This is a genomic window from Pirellulales bacterium, assembly GCA_019694435.1.
GTDB lineage: Bacteria > Planctomycetota > Planctomycetia > Pirellulales > JAEUIK01 > JAIBBZ01.
The window spans coordinates 1-16,706 of record JAIBBZ010000037.1 but is presented as its reverse complement, the minus strand read 5'-3'; the positions used below and the strand labels follow the sequence as shown (position 1 = coordinate 16,706).

13 protein-coding genes are annotated in these 16,706 nt (G+C 66.7%); 6 read left to right on the top strand and 7 right to left on the bottom strand.

The features are described 5' to 3' along the window. Positions 1 to 94 precede the first annotated feature (94 nt). Complete coding sequence (locus K1X74_20135) at positions 95 to 2,377, top strand: hypothetical protein (GenBank protein ID MBX7168656.1); 2,283 nt, start codon at positions 95 to 97, stop codon at positions 2,375 to 2,377. On the opposite strand, the gene K1X74_20130 is transcribed toward K1X74_20135, so the two are convergent. The 7 genes from K1X74_20130 to infC form a co-directional block, all read right to left on the bottom strand. Further along, positions 2,297 to 3,664 carry a PQQ-like beta-propeller repeat protein gene (locus K1X74_20130; protein ID MBX7168655.1) on the bottom strand — a complete coding sequence of 456 codons (1,368 nt, stop codon included), beginning with the start codon at positions 3,662 to 3,664 and terminating at the stop codon, positions 2,297 to 2,299. The genes K1X74_20135 and K1X74_20130 overlap by 81 nt on opposite strands. A 131-nt stretch (positions 3,665 to 3,795) precedes the next feature. Further along, complete coding sequence (locus K1X74_20125; GenBank protein MBX7168654.1) at positions 3,796 to 5,355, bottom strand: hypothetical protein; 1,560 nt, start codon at positions 5,353 to 5,355, stop codon at positions 3,796 to 3,798. Positions 5,356 to 5,549: 194 nt separating this feature from the next. Further along, positions 5,550 to 7,568 (bottom strand): phenylalanine--tRNA ligase subunit beta, encoded by a 2,019-nt coding sequence (pheT, locus tag K1X74_20120; GenBank protein MBX7168653.1) that lies wholly within the window; start codon positions 7,566 to 7,568, stop codon positions 5,550 to 5,552. A 49-nt stretch (positions 7,569 to 7,617) separates the two neighbouring features. Next, positions 7,618 to 8,631 carry a phenylalanine--tRNA ligase subunit alpha gene (pheS, locus tag K1X74_20115; GenBank protein ID MBX7168652.1) on the bottom strand — a complete coding sequence of 338 codons (1,014 nt, stop codon included), beginning with the start codon at positions 8,629 to 8,631 and terminating at the stop codon, positions 7,618 to 7,620. A gap of 119 nt (positions 8,632 to 8,750) precedes the next feature. Continuing rightward, positions 8,751 to 9,107, bottom strand: a complete 357-nt coding sequence (gene rplT, locus K1X74_20110) for a 50S ribosomal protein L20 (protein MBX7168651.1) — start codon at positions 9,105 to 9,107, stop codon at positions 8,751 to 8,753. A 152-nt stretch (positions 9,108 to 9,259) separates the two neighbouring features. Then, a complete protein-coding gene (rpmI, locus tag K1X74_20105) occupies positions 9,260 to 9,463 on the bottom strand; it encodes a 50S ribosomal protein L35 (protein MBX7168650.1) in 204 nt (67 codons plus the stop codon). A 242-nt stretch (positions 9,464 to 9,705) separates the two neighbouring features. Further along, a complete protein-coding gene (gene infC, locus K1X74_20100; protein MBX7168649.1) occupies positions 9,706 to 10,224 on the bottom strand; it encodes a translation initiation factor IF-3 in 519 nt (172 codons plus the stop codon). Positions 10,225 to 10,512: 288 nt separating this feature from the next. Between infC and hpt the strand changes: the two genes are divergently transcribed. From hpt to glgC, 5 genes are all read left to right on the top strand, one after another. Continuing rightward, entirely contained in the window at positions 10,513 to 11,049 is a 537-nt protein-coding gene (gene hpt, locus K1X74_20095; protein ID MBX7168648.1) for a hypoxanthine phosphoribosyltransferase, read from the top strand. Between the two features lie 5 nt (positions 11,050 to 11,054). Further along, entirely contained in the window at positions 11,055 to 12,245 is a 1,191-nt protein-coding gene (locus K1X74_20090) for a glycosyltransferase family 4 protein (protein MBX7168647.1), read from the top strand. After that, entirely contained in the window at positions 12,245 to 13,354 is a 1,110-nt protein-coding gene (locus tag K1X74_20085; GenBank protein MBX7168646.1) for a glycosyltransferase, read from the top strand. Before K1X74_20090 ends, K1X74_20085 begins: the two co-directional genes overlap by 1 nt. Before the next feature lie 11 nt (positions 13,355 to 13,365). Continuing rightward, the gene (asnB, locus tag K1X74_20080; GenBank protein MBX7168645.1) at positions 13,366 to 15,321 is read left to right on the top strand and encodes an asparagine synthase (glutamine-hydrolyzing); all 1,956 of its coding nucleotides are present in this window, start codon (positions 13,366 to 13,368) and stop codon (positions 15,319 to 15,321) included. A gap of 190 nt (positions 15,322 to 15,511) precedes the next feature. Then, on the top strand, positions 15,512 to 16,706 hold a 1,195-nt coding region (glgC, locus tag K1X74_20075; protein MBX7168644.1), incomplete at its 3' end, for a glucose-1-phosphate adenylyltransferase.

Here is a 16,706-nt window from a genome sequence, read left to right as displayed (position 1 = left end):
GTCGCTCACCGACCGCAGGAGACAGGGTGTACGCGTCGGGCCCGCGGCCGTTCGTGACGGTCCCCAGAAAACAGTTCTGACCCGGTATTTCAAGATGCGCACCTGGTTGCTTGGCGCGGTCGTGGGGGTGGTTGTCGTGCGGGCGGCGGTGGCCGCGGAGCCGCTGGCGACGATCGATCTGGCCAAATTGCCGGCGCGGTCGGTTCCCGAGCTGTGTCCTGATCGGCCGGTGCCGGACTGGACGCGCACGCACTGGCGCGTCGGCCATCTGCCCGGCGATTTGCCGATGGCCCAGGCGTTCCTGCAGGCGGGCTACAATGTCGTCACGCTCAACGCGTTGACGCGCTGGGACATTGTCGGACCTTCGGCCTCGCTGTATCCGGCCGAACGCGTACGCGAGGCCGAGCAGTATCTGCGGACGCACGTCGAGCGCTGTCACGCGGCCGGCGCGAAGGCCATCTTCTACATCGGGCCCGTCCAGGTTCCGGTGGGCAATCCGATTTTCTGCGAGGCGCATCCCGACTGGCTCAAGACCCTGCCCGACGGCAAGCATCAGGACCCGCCGAACTTTGCCAACATTCGCACCGGCTACGCCGAATGGCTGCTGGAGCAACTGGCGTATGTGACCCGCGAGTTCAAGGCCGACGGCTACTGGTTGGACGGCTATGCGCCCGTCCATTTGCACACGTATGACGAGGCCACGCGGCGGGCCTTTCGCGAGTTTTCCGGCGGCGCCGAGATTCCCACGCATTTCGACCCGGTGCGCGACCCGGTGACGCGGAAGTACCTGGCCTGGCACAACGCCCACTTCGTCGCGTTGGCCGACCGGATGCGGGCCGCGATTCGCGCCGAGCGTCCGGAGGCCGTGATCTACGTGAACCACTCGGCCAATCGCACCTGGTACTACCCCGACATGTACATGGGCGAGTATCCGTTGGACTACGCCGCGGCGGTCGATTTCCCGTCGGTCGAACAATACTGGGACGTGCCGGGCGATCCGCTGTACCAGCAGTTCGTGTTCGCCTTTATGCAGGGCATCTCGCGCGAGCGCGGGGCCAGCGTCTGGATTCAACCCTCGGCGCACGGCATCTCGGGCATCTCCTCGCCGGTCGAGATTCAATTGCGCGGGCTCGAATGCCTGCCCTGGGGCGTATGCCCCGAGTTCGTCGAATCGACCGGGCGCGAAGAATACTTGCGGCTGCACGTGGCCAACATCGCGGCGCGCGAAACGTGGCTCAGCCACACCGAGGCCATCTCGCACGTGGGCATCGTGGCCTCGGAACAAACGCGCACGCTGTACGCACAGGGCGCGCTGCCGATCTATTTCTCGCACACGCTGGGCGCGTTCAAGACGTTTCTCGAAAAGCATGTGCCCGTGCGCGTGCTGACCGAGCAAGACCTGGAAGACGGCCAGTTGCGCGGCGTAAGGGTGCTGGTGCTGCCGAACGTGGCCTGCATGTCGCCGCGCGCCGCCGAAGTCGTCCGGCGATTCGTGGCCGGCGGCGGGGGGCTCGTCGCCTCATTCGAAACGTCGCTCTACGATGAGCAATATCAACGGCGCGACGATTTTGCCCTGGGCGACGTGTTGCGCGTCCGATATCGCGGCACCGCGACGGTCAATCAGCGGGTCGAGAACTTGTACCTGTCGCTCGACGACGACCAGCACCCGGTCGTCAACAGCCCGGTGATTCGCGACAAACAGAACACGGCCTGGCGCGTGCCCGGCGGAACACCGCCGGCCAAGGGCACGCTGGCCCTGATCGCCAGCGCCACGAAGGTCGAGCCACTCGAAGGCGGTCACGTCGTGGCGACCTACAACGTCAACCTGCCGCAGGACGAAGCCAACATCCGGCATCCGGCCATCATCACCTCGGAGTTCGGCCAAGGGCGGGTCGCGTATTTTCCCGCGTCGGTCGACAAGGGGATGTTCTTCTATCCCGACGCCTACATGCGCGAAATGCTGTTCCGCGCGGCGCGGTGGGTGGTGCGCGACGTGCCCCCGGCCGTCGAGGTCGAGGGGCCCCTGATGCTGACTGCCACCTTCCGTCGGCAGACCAATTCCGGACGGACCATCGTCCACCTGCTCAACCAGTCCAGCAGTTGGGGAATCCACTCGATCTATCAGAAGCTGGCCCCCTTGCCGGAAGAGCTGAACAAGCAGTGGGGCTTTCCGAATCAATCCGAGCTGCGCGGCACCTGGCCCGTGCGCGAAGAGGTGATCCCCCTGTCGGGACTGCGGGTGCGGTGTCGCGTGCCGGGGGTGACCAAGGCCACGCTCGAACCCGGCGGCAAGCCGTTAACGCTCGAACACACCGACGACGGCGTCGTGGCCACGGTCGACGACCTGGGCATGCACGCGATGGTCGTCTTCGAGTGACCCAGCCGGCGCGGCTGGCTGCGCGCCTGCGACGCCGGCCCGAGTGAACTTCAGCGCCCGCAGCGCCTTCAGCTCGCGAACATAGATCTCATCGCCGGCGACGGCCAGGTGTCCCCAGGTTTCTTCCTCGCTCAGCTTGCGTCGCTCGACGAGGTCGAACTTCTCCGGATTGGCGCGGATCAACAACAGCTCGCCGGTCTGATCGAGCGCCAGGATCATCTCGCCCGCGGCAACCAGGCTCCAGTACTCGCCGAACGGTGTCGTCGTCCAGGGGCTTTCGCCCGTTGCCAGATCGATGCAGGTGAACCGGCGATTGCGAAGATGCAGATAGACGTGATCCCCAACCACCACCGGCGATGACATGTATCCCTGGGTCTTCTGCTGCCAGGCGACCGTCGACTTTTGTGCCGCGCCGTCGTTTTCAATTCGCAGCAGTGTCGACTTGCCCCCGTAGGCGCTGGTGAAGACACAATCTCGCCAGATCGTAGGCGTGAGGATGTTCATGCCGCGGAACGCCTCGATCTCGTGCTTCCAGAGCACCTCGCCGCGCTCGGGTTCGACGCCGGCCAGATGCGTGCGCGTCTGCACGACCAGCTGCTCGCGCCCGGCCAGGTTGGCCAGGACGGGCGACGAAAACGCGCTGCCCCACATGCCGCCTCCATCGTCGAGCGTGCGCCAGACGACCTCTCCGTTGTGTTTGTCGAGCTTGACGAAGCCGCCGGCTGCCTGCACATAGACGAAGTCGCCGACGACCAACGGCGAGCTGGCGAAGCCGAAATCGGGCGGCGCGGTCTTAAGTTGCTGGGGAAAATCGACGCGCCAGCGTTCTGCACCGGTCACCACATCGAGAGCCACGAGCACGTCGAGCATGCCGGCAACGTACAACGTTTGCCCATCACAAGCCGGCGTCGCGCGAATCCAATCGCCGTTGCGCTTGGCAAAGAAGGGGACCTTCATGGCCCCGGGCCAGGCGACTTCCCAGAGTTGCCGGCCCGTGGCTCGATCGAGGGCCCGGACCACCTCGTCGCGCTCGTCCCGGGTCTCGGCGACGAACACCCGATCTCCGGCCACGATCGGCCCGGGGTAGCCTGGGCCGAGCTCGACGCGCCACGTCTCGACCAGTCGATCGATCGCGAGTGAATCGGGCAGGGTCCCGGCGGCGAGCTGCCCATCACGAGCAGGTCCGCGCCATTGCCGCCATTCGGCGGCATCGTCGCCGCGCACCTCGGAATGTGCCATTGAGGCCAAGGCCAGCGTACCGACAAAGACCAGGCGCAGGACAAGCATCGGGCGCGACTCCTATGCGAACAGGCTGCAGAATTCAGGTCGCATAGGGAGTATAGCGCGCTAGTCGATCGCGGCGAGTGGCCGCAAGCGGCGGAAAATATGCGCTTGGCGATGGCCGGCGGCCTGAAAGACTACACGGCCAGCAACCGCCGGGCCTCGTCCATGCCGGGCGCCGGTTGGCCGGCTTCGCTCGCGGTCACGCGGGCGAGCGCGACCATTTGCCGCCAGCGGAAACGCGGCCGCGTGCGGTCGAATTCCTGGGTGGCGGTGCGGAAATATTTCTCGGCGTGCAGCGCCCCATCCTGGCTGACGGCGTAACGCAACAGCAATGCGCGCAGCGGCTGCGGGTCGTGGGCCGCATGGCCGTAGACGTGCACCAGGGCGCAGGCCCGGGCCTGGTCCTGCTGGCGAATCGCATCGTCGAGGGCGGTCAACAGCATCGCTGCGTCGCGAGTATCGATCTGTTTGAGATGCGCGGCGTCGGGCTGCGGCTCGTCGTAGAGCTTCTGGCCCCAGCTCAACCCTCGATCGCGGGCCACGGCCCATCCGGAGAGCACCAGGCTCGCCGCGCGATTGTGCCGGTTGCTCACGGCGGCGATGTTGCGCCAGGCGTTGGCCGCGTCGCTCGCATGCACGCCGATCGAATCGCCGTGGACGCTGCCTACCGGCTTGTTCGGCCGCGCGTTGCTCTCGGTTCGGCCCGGATCGCGGAGCACGAGCTGATTGGCGGCCAGGGCAATGGCCTCGGCCACCGAATCGCCGCTCAGCCCTTCGGCCAGCGCGGCGGCCACGGCATCGGCCGCCTGCTCGGGAGTCGCCGTGAGGAACAACTGGCACATCGATGCGAGCCAGTCGTCGTCCGCCGCGCGCGTACCGGCCTCGATCCGTTCGAGCTTGTAGGTATCGAGCACCTTGGGCAGCAAGCTGCGCACCTCGGCGTATTGCTCGTCGTAGCTCGCGTTACAGTTGTGCACGGCATAGTGCAGCGATTGCCGCAGCATCGTGCAGGCGTGCTCGCGGCCCACCAGGTCGAGCAAGTCCCAGGCGCGATAGGCAAGCACCGTGCGGTGCACCTCGACGCCGTCGGCCACCGCGGGCAGGATGGCGTTGTAGGCCTCTTCGGGCGAGCGCTGCGCTGCCGCGGCGAGCAGCCTTTCGGCGCGTGGCAGGTCGTGCTGCCGGACGGCTTCGCGCAGCCGCTCGGCGCTGACCTCTTCCGGCTTGTCGGCCGCCAACAGCGGTCCGAGCACTTCCAGGCCGGCATCGCCGCGCTCGTGAATGCGCGCCGTGTTGCGATACAGCACCTTGAGCACAGGCAAGGCCGCTTCGTTCGCAGGCAGCTCGGCCGCCATTTGCCATGCGGGCGCCAGGGCCATGAAGGTGTGAAATCCGACGTAGTCTTCGCCACCAAAACTCCGTGCGTTGGCCAACGCGCCGGCGGCCACCAGCTCGCGCAGCTCGACGCCGGCACGGAGCTTTTCGACCAGCAGCGGCAGCAGACGATCAGGTGGCGTCTCTTGCAACAGTTGAATCAACGGTTCGCGCGGGCCAAAGCTCAAACGCAACGGGGCCGAGTCGTCGGCCACGGCCGTGGTCAGGCCCAACTCGACAGCCGCCGTATAGCCCAGCGTGGCGGCGAACACGCTCTGACCGACCTCAGAGAGAAACACGCGGCGATTGTAGGCAGACATCGGTTGGCTCCTCGGGCGAACAAGAAGATGCCCCGAACGAAGCAGGCCAACGCCGGGTGATGACCGCGGCCACGCGATGAGTTGATCCGGCCGCACTCCTCGATCACCCAGCCAACAGGCTAACGCGCCGCGCAGGCGCAGGGAAAGAGATCAAGCGATTTGGGCAGGCTCGCACGACCGACCCCCAGGGAACATCAGCCCAGGCGAAGCTTGGCCCCCAGCCGATCGGCGCAGACCGCGACGACGCGGTCGCGCAGGGCGTCGGCCTCGGCCCCGGTCAGGGTCGCCTGGGGGTCGCGCAGGGTCAACCGGAAGACCAGGCTCTTGCGATCGGCGCCCAACCGCTGGCGGTCGCGATAGGTCTCGAGATAGTCCAAGGCCTCGAGCTTCGGACCGCACACTTCCTCGACGACCGCCGCCAGTTGGGCCCAGCGGACGCTTTCGGCCAGTTCGAGGTTGATATCGCGCTGGATGGCCGGCTTGTCTGCCAGCGGCACGAACGGCCGGATCAACTGGGCCGCCGCCGCCAACAGCCCGAATCGCAGCTCGGCGACCGTCGTCGCGCCGCGCAGATCGAACGCCTTGCGGGCCTCGACGCTCACTTCGCCCAGGTAGCCCAGCGTTTCGCCGTCCAGATGCAATTGCACGGCTCGCCCGGGCGCGAACAGCGCGTGACGGTAGTCGCCGACCGTGACCCTGGCCGCGGGATTCAAGCGCGCCACGAGCTCTTCGACCACCCCCTTGAGCGCGAGGAAATCGCCGCCGGTCGTAAGGCCGACCAGCCGTTCTTCGCGCGGCGGTCCTTCGCTGCTCGGCAGGTAGGCCGAGGCAATCTCGAACAACTCGATCGTCGGATTCGACAGCGCCTCGTTGGTGCGCCGCACCGCGAGCAAGCTCGGCACCAGGCTGCGGCGCAGCAGCGTCGCCCTCCGCAGGATGGGCATCTGCGTACGCAGGGCAGGCAGATCGGACCAAGGGCTGAACGCTTCGGAAACCGGTTCCTCGACGACCGATAAGGTCAACGCCTCGTCAAAACCGGCCGCCGTCAGCGTCGCGCGGACCTCGCCCAGCACGCGATCGGCCGGCGTGCGCGCCGAACGGGCCATCGGCACCAGCGCATCCTCGGGAATCTGCTCGTAGCCGTGAATCCGCGCGACCTCTTCGATCAGGTCGATCTCGCGCGTGAGATCGCGGCGCCAGGTCGGCGGGGTCACCTCGATGCGTTCGCCCGTGCGCTCGCGCCGGCGATGGCCCAGCGCTACGAGGATCTGTTCCACCTCGTCGGCCGGTACCTCGATGCCGAGGATGCGCTTGAGTTGTGCAAAGCGGAGCACGATCGGTTCGCGCGCGACGGGCGGGGTGCCCACGTCGAGCACGCCGGCGGCCAGCTCGCCCCCGGCCAGCTCGAGGATCAACTCGCAGGCGCGGCGGCTGGCCCAATCGACTCCGTGCGGATCGAGCCCGCGCTCGAAGCGATACGACGACGGGCTGTGCAGGTTCAGCGCGCGAGCGGCGCCGCGAATGGCCAAGGGGTCGAACTGCGCCGCCTCGAGCAGCACGTCGGTCGTCGCGGCCGAGACCTCGGTTTCGGCGCCGCCCATCACACCGCCGATGCCCACGGGCCGCTCGGCGTCGGCGATGATGCACATCGCCTCGTTGAGCTCGTAGACGCGATGATCGATCGCCTCAAGCTGTTCGCCGGCCCGCGGGCGGCGAACGACGATCGCCCCGCCGCGCAGTCGGCCGAGATCGAAGGCGTGCAGCGGTTGGCCGCATTCGAGCAACACGTAGTTCGTGATGTCGACGATGTTGTTGATCGTCGCCACGCCGACTGCTTGCAGCCGCGCGGCCAGCCATGCCGGACTCGGCCCCACGCGCACGCCGCGCACGACCCGGGCCGTATAGCGCGGGCACAAATCGGGGCATTCGACCGTCACGCGCGCGAGGACTGCGACCGGATGCGAACCCGGGCACGGGTCGGCCTTGGGCAGGCAGATTTCGCGCCCCCAGAGCGTGGCGATCTCGCGGGCAATACCCAGGTGGCCCAGGCAATCGGCACGGTTGCTGGTGACCTCGAAGTCGATCACGACGTCGTCGCCGGCGCGCGCGGTCGATTCGTGGTTGAGGCCGGCCATCATCAGCCGGCGCTCGACCTCTTCGACCGGCATGTCGAGCCGGACGTAATCGCTCAACCAGCTCCACGAAACAAGCATCGGCGGCTACCTGCGCAATCGTACGACGCGACCGGACCGGCGGGCGCGTTCAAAACTGGTGCAAAAACCGGACGTCGTTCTTGTAGAACTCGCGGATGTCGGTGACGTTGTGGCGGCGCGCACAAACGCGCTCGACCCCCAGACCAAACGCGAAGCCGCTGACCTGCTCGGGATCGTAGCCGACGGCCTGCAGCACGTGCGGGTCGACCATGCCGGCCCCGCCCATCTCGATCCAGCGATCGTTCCAACGCATGTCGACTTCCACGCTCGGCTCGGTGAACGGGAAAAACGACGGGCGGAAGCGAATGTGCACGTCGCCCCCCAGGAAGCTGCTGGCGAACAAACGCAACACGCTTTTCAGATCGGCCATCGTCACGTGGCGATCGACCAGCAGTCCCTCGATCTGATGAAACATCGGGTAATGCGTCGCATCGGCTGTGTCGGGCCGGTAGACGCGCCCCAGCGAGATGATCCGCACCGGCGGTGGCGTGCGCTCCATCACGCGAATCTGGACGGTGCTCGTCTGACTCCGCAGCAGCCACGGACCTCCGGTGCGCTGCGCGGTGGCCAGGTAAAAATTCTCCAGCGGATCGCGCGCCGGGTGCGACTCGGGAATGTTCAACGCTTCGAAGTTGTGCCAGGGGTCTTCGATCTCGGGCCCCTCGGCCACGGTAAAGCCCAGCCGGCCCATGATCTCCTTGAGATCTTCCATCGTCTGGGTCAGCGGGTGCACATGGCCGCGGCGCGGACGAGTTCCGGGCAGCGTCGGGTCGAAGGCCTCGACGTCGGCCTGCGCGGCGCCGCTCGCCAGCCGGGCCTGAGCCGCTTCGAACGCCGCCTCGATGGCCTGCTTGACCTCGTTGAAGCGCTTGCCGGCCGCCGGCTTGTCGGCGCCGGCAACGGTGCCCAACCCCTTTTGCGCTGCCTTCAATCGGCCGCTCTTGGCGCCGAGAAAATCGATGCGTGCCGCCTCGAGGGCAGCCGCATCGGCAGCCGTGTCAAAGCCGGACTGGGCCGCGGCGAGCAGTTCATCGAGCTCGGCAAGGAATTCGGCCAGAGCCACGGCCAGATCCTTCCATCCAGGGCGGCGGGGGTTGCCCAACCGAGCACCCCGCGATGAAGTCAACCGGACGAGCGCGTGACGAAGTCCGTCGGACAAACTGCCGCCTGGCGCCGCGCGGACTACGACTGCAGCGCCTGTTTGACCTTCTGAACCACGCCTTCGAATGCGGCCGGGTCGTTCACGGCCAGATCGGCCAGGATCTTGCGATCCAGCTCGATGTTGGCCTTCGCCAACCCATGAATGAATTCGCTGTAGCGCAGATCGTGGGCCCGAACCGCCGCGTTGACGCGGATGATCCAGAGGCGGCGGAGATTGCGGCGTCGCGTGCGGCGGTCGCGGAAAGCGAACTTGCCCGAGCGGACCAGTGTTTCCTTGACGGTCCGCAGCAGCCGGCGACGACCGCCGACGAAACCTTCCGCCTTTTGAAAGAGCCGCTTCTTCGCTTGATTGCGAGCGGCGCCTTTACGCGTTCTCATGACTCGTTCTGCCTGTCGTGCGAAAGCAAGGCCCGCCTCAATCGAGGCGTGTTGGGTGCCCGTTTCGGTGCTGCCGCGTCGGCGCTACGGCCGGCCGGGCAGGGGGTCGAGAGCGATTCACCAAGTGTACCGCGACGAGCGTGTCGCAGCCGCTAGTAGCTGTAGTTACCCAGCAGCTCGTGAATGCGCGCGTTCTCGACCTTCGCAAGGACCGAAGTCCCGCGCAAGTTACGGATCCGCTTTTGCTTGATCCGCGAGTTCAAGTGGCTTGTCCCGGCCGAGCGGTGCTTGACCTTCCCGGTCGCGGTCAGGCGAAAGCGCTTCTTGGTGCCTTTGTGAGTCTTTTGCTTGGGCATCGGAGTCGGCCGCTCAAAAAATGCGCCGTCGTCTGGTTAGGGCGACTGAACCTCGCCCCAGGGCCGGGCGGCCTTGCTGGCAGGAACAATCCACTGGAAACAAGACCAGTCAGTATATCGCCCTCGCAGCCCCGCGAAAGGGCGCATTTTTTTCGCAAAAGACACGCCTGCCAGCAGGTAGCAGGCCCGCGCCGGGGGGCGATACCGGGGCCGTGGCCAACAGCCAGGGCCCCGGCCATGTCTCATCGTGGCGACAGAATGCAGACGATGCGCTTCCCCTGCTGCTGCGGGGGGGACTCGACTTTGCCGAAGGTCTCCAGCTCCTTGATGATCTGATTCACCACGCGCTGGCCTTCTTCGACGTGCGCCAATTCGCGTCCGCGAAAGATGACGGACACGATCACCTTGTCCTTGTGCGTCAGGAAGTCTTTGGCCCGGTTCACCTTGACCTCGATATCGTGATCGTCGGTCTTGGGGCGAACGCGAATTTCCTTGATCTTGCTGTGGTGGCTGTGGCTGCGGTGCTGGCGCTTCTTTTGCTGATACTTGAATTTGCCGAAATCCATGATGCGGCAAACGGGTGGCCGCTCGTTGGGAGCCACCTCGACCAGGTCCGCGTCGACGTCGCGCGCCATCTGCAGGGCCTGCTCCGTGGGGACAATTCCAAGCTGCGCTCCGTCTGCGCCAATCAACCGGATGGGTGTGATGCGGATTTGCTCGTTGACACGCTGCGAACGTTCTATGACTCTCGCTCCTTGCAACTGAACTTTGAAATTGGACCGAGGGCGCGCTGCACCCTCTCAACAATCATTACCTCACGAACGCCCCCTGGGGACCGACATCGCCTGCCAGACACCCAGGGAACGACGCGCTTTTCAGGGGACGTACCCCCCTCACTGAACGGCAACATGGTATCTTGTCGCCCGGAAATCGCAGCGTCAACTGCGGTTCGCAAAGTGCGGCCGCCGTAGGGCGGCCGCTCGACACGCCCGTCCCGTCGGGCCCCAACAGCTGGCCCGGCGGATCTCCCTCCGTCCTTGCCCAAGCGCATGAAAACACTGCTGACCGAGGCCCAATTACGCGAGGGAATCGAGCGGCTGGCCGCGGAAATCGGCCGGCACTACGGCTCGGACCCCCTGACCGTGGTCGGGGTCCTGACCGGCAGCATCATCGTCCTGGCCGACCTGATCCGCCGGCTCGACATGCCCTTGTCGGTCGGCCTGGTCCAGGCCCGTAGCTACCGTGGACCGGCCACGACTCCCGGCGAACTGACCTTGCACGCCGAGTTGCTGCCCGAGGTGCGCGACCGTCGGGTGTTGGTGCTGGACGACATTTTTGACACCGGCCAGACCTTGGCCCGGCTGCTTGACGAAATCCGGCGGCTGAAACCATCGACCTTGCAGTCGGCCGTGCTGCTGCGGAAACGCGGCCGCAGCCGGGTGTCGTTCGATCCCGATTTTGTCGGTTTCGAGATTCCCGACGAGTTCGTCGTCGGCTACGGGCTCGACTATCAGGACGCCTACCGCAATCTGCCGTACGTGGCGGCGCTCGAACCGGCCGATCTGGCCGCAGGGCGGGAGAGTTGACCCGGATGCGCCTGGTGCTGGTGACGCGATCGTTCTGGCCGCGCGTGGGAGGAGCCGAAACGGTCATGGCGCGACTGGCCGGCGAGTTTCAACATCAAGGTGCGCAGGTGACCGTGCTGACGGCGCGCTGGAATCCGCGCTGGCCGGAGACAATCGACCACCGCGGCGTGCGCGTCGTGCGACTGGCGCAACCGGGACTGCGTTTTTGGGGCACCTGGCGCTATATGCGCAAACTCGACGCCTGGCTCAGCGCGCGGCGCGCACAATTCGACTTGGTTTACGTGTCGATGTTCAAGCACGATGCCTATGCGACGCTCGGGGCGGCCCGCCGCGCGCGGTTTCCCGTGGCGCTGCGCGCCGAGGGCGCAGGCCTCAGCGGCGACATGCATTGGCAGCTCGAAGCCCGCTTCGGACGACGGATCAAGCAGCGCTGCGCGACGGCCGGCGCATTCATCGCGCCCAGCCGCGCGATCCAGGAAGAGTTGATCGCGGCCGGCTATCGTCGCTCGCGGATTCACCTGATTCCCAACGGCGTCGCGGTTTCGGCCGACGGCGAAACCACGGCCACGCACCGCGCGCAGCGGCGTGCGCAGGCCCGCCGCGAACTGGCTCAATCGAACCACGAGCTGGCCTTCGTGGGCGAGGCTCCGCTGGCCCTGTACACCGGCCGCTTGCACGAGGCCAAGGGCCTGATGGACCTGGTGCGCGCGTGGCCCGGCGTGCGCGAACGCGTCCCGGGGGCTTGCCTGTGGCTGGCCGGCGAGGGGCCCTTGCGCACGGCCCTGGCCGCGGAGATCATCGAACAAGGGCTGGCCGGCGCCGTGGTCCTGGCGGGTTCGTTCGACGCGGTCGACGACCTGCTGACCGCGGCCGATGTGTTCGTCTTGCCGTCGTATGAAGAGGGTATGTCCGTGGCGCTGCTCGAAGCCCTGGCCGCGGGCCTGCCGGTCGTGGCCAGCGACATCCCGGGCAATCGCGACCTGGTCGAGCACGAAACGCACGGGCTGCTCGTCGCCCCCGGCGACGCGGCAGGCTGGGTACAGGCGATCGCCGCGACGGTGCATGATGCCGAGGCGGCCGCACGGCGCGCGGCGGCGGCCCGGGCGCGGGTCGCGGCCGAGTTTTCGCTGTCCCGCGCCGTGAGGACCCATTGGGAACTCTTCGAGCGTTTGATCCACGAGGCGCCGCCAGACTGATGCCGCGAATCCTGCACGTCATTCCCACGCTCGATCGCGCAGGCGCCGAGAAGCAGTTGGTGCTGCTCGCCGGCGGACTGGTCGAGCACGGCTTCGACGTGCGCGTCGCGGCGCTTACGCGCGGAGGGCCGTTGCTCGACGAGTTGACCGGCGCCGGCGTGCGCTGCGAGGTGCTGGGCAAGCGCTGGAAGATCGATCCGTTCGCGTTGCGCCGCTTGAGCAGCCTGATGCGCCGCGAGCGGCCCGCGCTGGTGCACACCTGGCTGTTCGCCGGCAACTCCTACGGTCGGGCGGCGGCGCTGTGGAACCGCGTGCCGCACCTCGTGGCCACCGAGCGCTGCGCCGATCCGTGGAAGGTGTGGCACGAGCTGGCCATCGACCGTTGGCTGGCCCGCCGCACCGACCGGATCGTCGTCAACAGCACCGGCGTGCGTGAGTTCTATCTCGCCCAGGGACTGCCGGCCGACAAGCTCCTGGTCATTCCCAACGGCATCGGGCCTGCGCGAACCAGTCGCTACACGCGCGCGGCGCTGCTCGCGCAGCTCGGGCTGCCGAGCGAGGCCCGGCTGATCCTCGCCGTGGGGCGGCTGTGGCCTCAGAAGCGGGTCAAAGACCTGATCTGGGCGGCCGACCTGCTGAAGGTCATCCGCCCCGACGTGCATCTGCTCGTCATCGGCGACGGTCCCCAGCGCGAGCTGCTGGAGCGCTTTCGCCGGCAGGTCCAGATCGAAGATCGGGTGCACCTGCTCGGCGAGCGGAGCGACGTACCGGACTTGCTGCCGCATGCCCAGGCGCTGTGGCTGGCGAGCGAATACGAGGGGCTCCCCAACGTCGTCATGGAGGCGTTCGCCGCGGGCGTGCCGGTCGTGGCGACCGATATTCCCGGCACGCGCGACCTGGTGACGCACGATGAGACAGGGCTCTTGGTTCCCGTCGGGGACCGGGCCGGGTTTGCCCGGCAAACGCAATTCCTGCTGACCGAGCCGGAGCTGGGCCCCCGGCTCGCCGCGGCGGCGCGGCGTAAAATCGAAAGTGAGTTTTCGATCGCACGCATGGTATCGGCGCACGTGGCGCTGTACCGCGAACTGCTGGGCGAGCCCAGCGCCTGACGAGATCTTCGATGTGCGGTATTGCCGGCGCCGTCTGGACCGCGGCCGGTCCGCCCCTGGACGAACACGTCCTGCGGCGGATGACCGACTTGCTCCGTCATCGCGGACCGGATGACGCGGGCCATTACCGCTCGGCCGTGGTGGCGCTCGACGGACAGGCCGGCGGCGGCGTGGCCTTGGGACACCGCCGGCTGTCGATCATCGACGTCGCCTGTGGACATCAGCCGCTGGCCAACGAGGATGAGACGGTCTGGATCGTCTTCAACGGCGAGATCTACAACTTTCGCGATCTGCGCCGCCGCTTGGAGGGCGCGGGCCATCGGTTCCGCACCACAAGCGACACCGAGACGATCGTCCATCTCTACGAGGACGAGGGCATCGACTGCTTTCGACATCTCAACGGCATGTTCGCGCTGGCCATTTGGGACGCGCGCCAGCGACAGCTCGTGCTGGCCCGCGACCGGCTGGGCAAGAAGCCGCTGTTCTATCGCGCGGACGCCCAACGGCTGCTCTTTGCCAGCGAGCTCAAATCGATCCTGACGGTGCCGGGCGTGCCGCGCGAGGTCGACCCGGCGGCCATCGACGCCTACCTGACGTATCAATACATCCCGCATCCGCGGACGATTCTCCAGGGTGTGGCCAAGTTGCCGCCTGCGCATTGGGCCACGTTCCGCCAAGGGCGCGTCGAAACAGGCTGCTACTGGCGCCCCGATTTCCAGCGCGAAATCGATCGGCCCGCGGGCGAATATCGCGAAGAGCTGCAAGCCACCTTGCGCGACGCGGTGCGGCTGCGCCTGGAGAGCGAAGTCCCGTTGGGCGCGTTCCTCTCCGGCGGCATCGATTCGTCGATCGTCGTGGGCCTGATGCAGCGCGAGATGACCCGGCCGGTCAAGACCTTCTCGATCGGCTTCACGGTGCCCGAGTATGACGAGACGCATTACGCCCGCGCGGTCGCCGCGCGGCTAGGCACGGAGCATCACGAGTTTCGCGTCGAGCCTCGATCGCTGGAGGTGTTGCCGAAGCTGGCCTGGCATTTCGACGAGCCGTTCGCCGACAGCTCGGCCATTCCCACCTGGTACGTCGCACAGTTGGCGCGCGAGCAGGTGACCGTGGCACTGACCGGCGACGGCGGCGACGAACTATTCGCCGGCTACGACCGGTACCAGGCCGTCCGTTTGGGTAGCTGGTTCGATCGGCTGCCGGCCGGCTTGCAATGGCCGCTGACGACGTCGCTCTGGCAGCGCCTGCCTGTCGACGGCAGCCAGCGCTCCTGGCGGCGGCGGTTCAAGCGGCTGGTCGGCGCGCTGGCGCTGCCGCCCGGGCGGCGCTACCTGGAGTGGATCGCCATCTTCGGCGAGGCGCGCCGCGCGGCCCTCTACACCGATGCGTTCCTGGCCGCGCTGCCCGACGCCGATCCGTACGGATTTCTGGACGCGGCGCTGGCCCGCAGTTCGCGGCGCGATCGCGTGACGGCCACGGCCCTGGCCGATTTGACCACCTACTTGCCCTGCGACCTGTTAACCAAGGTCGACATCGCGGCGATGGCCCACGGGCTCGAATGCCGGCAGCCGCTGCTGGACTATCGGGTGGTCGAACTGGCGGCGGCGATGCCGTTGCGCGACAAACTTCGCGGTCGGCGCGGCAAGGCGATTCTGCGGGACGCGTTTGGCGACTTGTTACCCCCCGACGTGCTGCGGCGCCGCAAGATGGGCTTCGGCGTGCCTTTGGCCGAATGGTTCCGCAAGGAGCTGAAAGACTACGCCTACGACGTGCTGCTCGCCGAGCGTGCGCTGGCTCGCGGCTATTTCCGGCGAGATTCAATCGCCGCACTCGTCGACGAACATGTTCGCGGCGTGTTCGATCACGGTTACCGCCTGTGGGCACTGTTGGTGCTCGAGCTGTGGCACCGCGAATGGATCGACGGGCCTGCCACGCTACAACCGGCACCGCAGGCGCTGTTTACCTAAGGGTCAAGTTTACGCTGGCCGAGCGCCGATACCGAAGCTCGCCGTGGCGACGGCGACGGCGGCGTTTCGTCGCAGGTTGCCGTGCTCCGGCGTGCAGCGTCGTACGTGCGCCGCTTCTAACTCTTCGCGGCAATCGTTAAAATCATCATCAGGGGCACGCCGCTCGGGCCCGCGCGGAGAATACTTGCGGATGGAAAACGTCCTCGCCGTAGTCCTGGCTGGTGGAAAAGGTTCTCGTCTCGAGCCGCTGACCCGCGATCGCGCCAAACCTGCGGTCCCATTCGGCGGAGCCTACCGGATCATCGATTTCACGCTGTCGAACTGCCTCAACAGCGGCCTGCGCAAGATCCTGGTGCTGACCCAGTACAAGGCGATGAGCTTGGATCGCCACATCAATCTCGGCTGGCGCGGCTATCTCTGCCGCGAACTGGGCGAATTCATCGACGTCGTCCCGCCGCAGCAGCGCATCGACGAGCACTGGTACCAGGGCACGGCCGACGCGGTCTACCAGAACATTTACACACTGGAGAAAGAACGGCCCGACCTGGTGGTGATCCTCGCCGGCGACCACATCTACAAGATGGACTACGGCCGGCTCGTGCAGTTTCACAAGGACTCGAACTCGGAGCTGACGGTTGCCGCGCTGCCGGTGCCCGTCGCCGACGCCACGCAGTTCGGCGTGATGCAGATCGACGAAGAACAACGGATCGTCGGTTTCCAGGAAAAGCCGCGGCAGCCGACGCCGATGCCCGACAACCCGCACATCGCGCTGGCGTCGATGGGCATCTACGTATTCAACGCCCGGTTCTTGTTCGAGCAGTTGTGCCTCGACGCCAACCGCAACGACAGCCAGCACGATTTCGGGCGGAACATCATCCCGTCGATCATTGAGACGCACCGCGTCATGGCCTACCCGTTCCTCGACGAAAACCGCAAGGGAAGCGCGTACTGGCGCGACGTCGGTACCTTGGATGCCTACTACGAAGCGAACATGGACCTGATCTCGGTCGACCCGCTCTTGAACATGTATGACGAGCACTGGCCGATCCGAACTTATCAGCCCAACCTGCCACCGCCGAAGTTCGTCTTCGGCGAAGAAGGCCCCCACGGCCGCCGCGGCGAGGCGATCGACAGCATCGTCTGCACCGGCTCGATCATTTCGGGCGGCCACGTGATCCGTTCGCTGCTGGGCAACAACGTCCGCGTCAACAGCTATGCCCGGGTCGAAGACTCGATCGTCTTCGAGGGCGTCGACATCGGCCGGCATGCCAAGATTCGCCGCGCGATCATCGACAAGGGCGTGAAGATCGCGCAGGGCATCGAGATCGGTTACGACCTCGAACAAGACCGGGCCCGGGGATTCTCGATCAGCGACTCGGGCGTGA

What these genes read in the sequence shown, in the direction of transcription:
- K1X74_20125 (MBX7168654.1), bottom strand. Translation starts at nt 5,355, where the DNA reads ATGTCTGCCTACAATCGCCGCGTGTTTCTCTCTGAGGTCGGTCAGAGC.
- K1X74_20085 (MBX7168646.1), top strand. Translation starts at nt 12,245, where the DNA reads ATGCCGCGAATCCTGCACGTCATTCCCACGCTCGATCGCGCAGGCGCC.
- K1X74_20090 (MBX7168647.1), top strand. Translation starts at nt 11,055, where the DNA reads ATGCGCCTGGTGCTGGTGACGCGATCGTTCTGGCCGCGCGTGGGAGGA.
- hpt (MBX7168648.1), top strand. Translation starts at nt 10,513, where the DNA reads ATGAAAACACTGCTGACCGAGGCCCAATTACGCGAGGGAATCGAGCGG.
- K1X74_20130 (MBX7168655.1), bottom strand. Translation starts at nt 3,664, where the DNA reads ATGCTTGTCCTGCGCCTGGTCTTTGTCGGTACGCTGGCCTTGGCCTCA.
- pheT (MBX7168653.1), bottom strand. Translation starts at nt 7,568, where the DNA reads ATGCTTGTTTCGTGGAGCTGGTTGAGCGATTACGTCCGGCTCGACATG.
- rpmI (MBX7168650.1), bottom strand. Translation starts at nt 9,463, where the DNA reads ATGCCCAAGCAAAAGACTCACAAAGGCACCAAGAAGCGCTTTCGCCTG.
- asnB (MBX7168645.1), top strand. Translation starts at nt 13,366, where the DNA reads ATGTGCGGTATTGCCGGCGCCGTCTGGACCGCGGCCGGTCCGCCCCTG.
- K1X74_20135 (MBX7168656.1), top strand. Translation starts at nt 95, where the DNA reads ATGCGCACCTGGTTGCTTGGCGCGGTCGTGGGGGTGGTTGTCGTGCGG.
- rplT (MBX7168651.1), bottom strand. Translation starts at nt 9,107, where the DNA reads ATGAGAACGCGTAAAGGCGCCGCTCGCAATCAAGCGAAGAAGCGGCTC.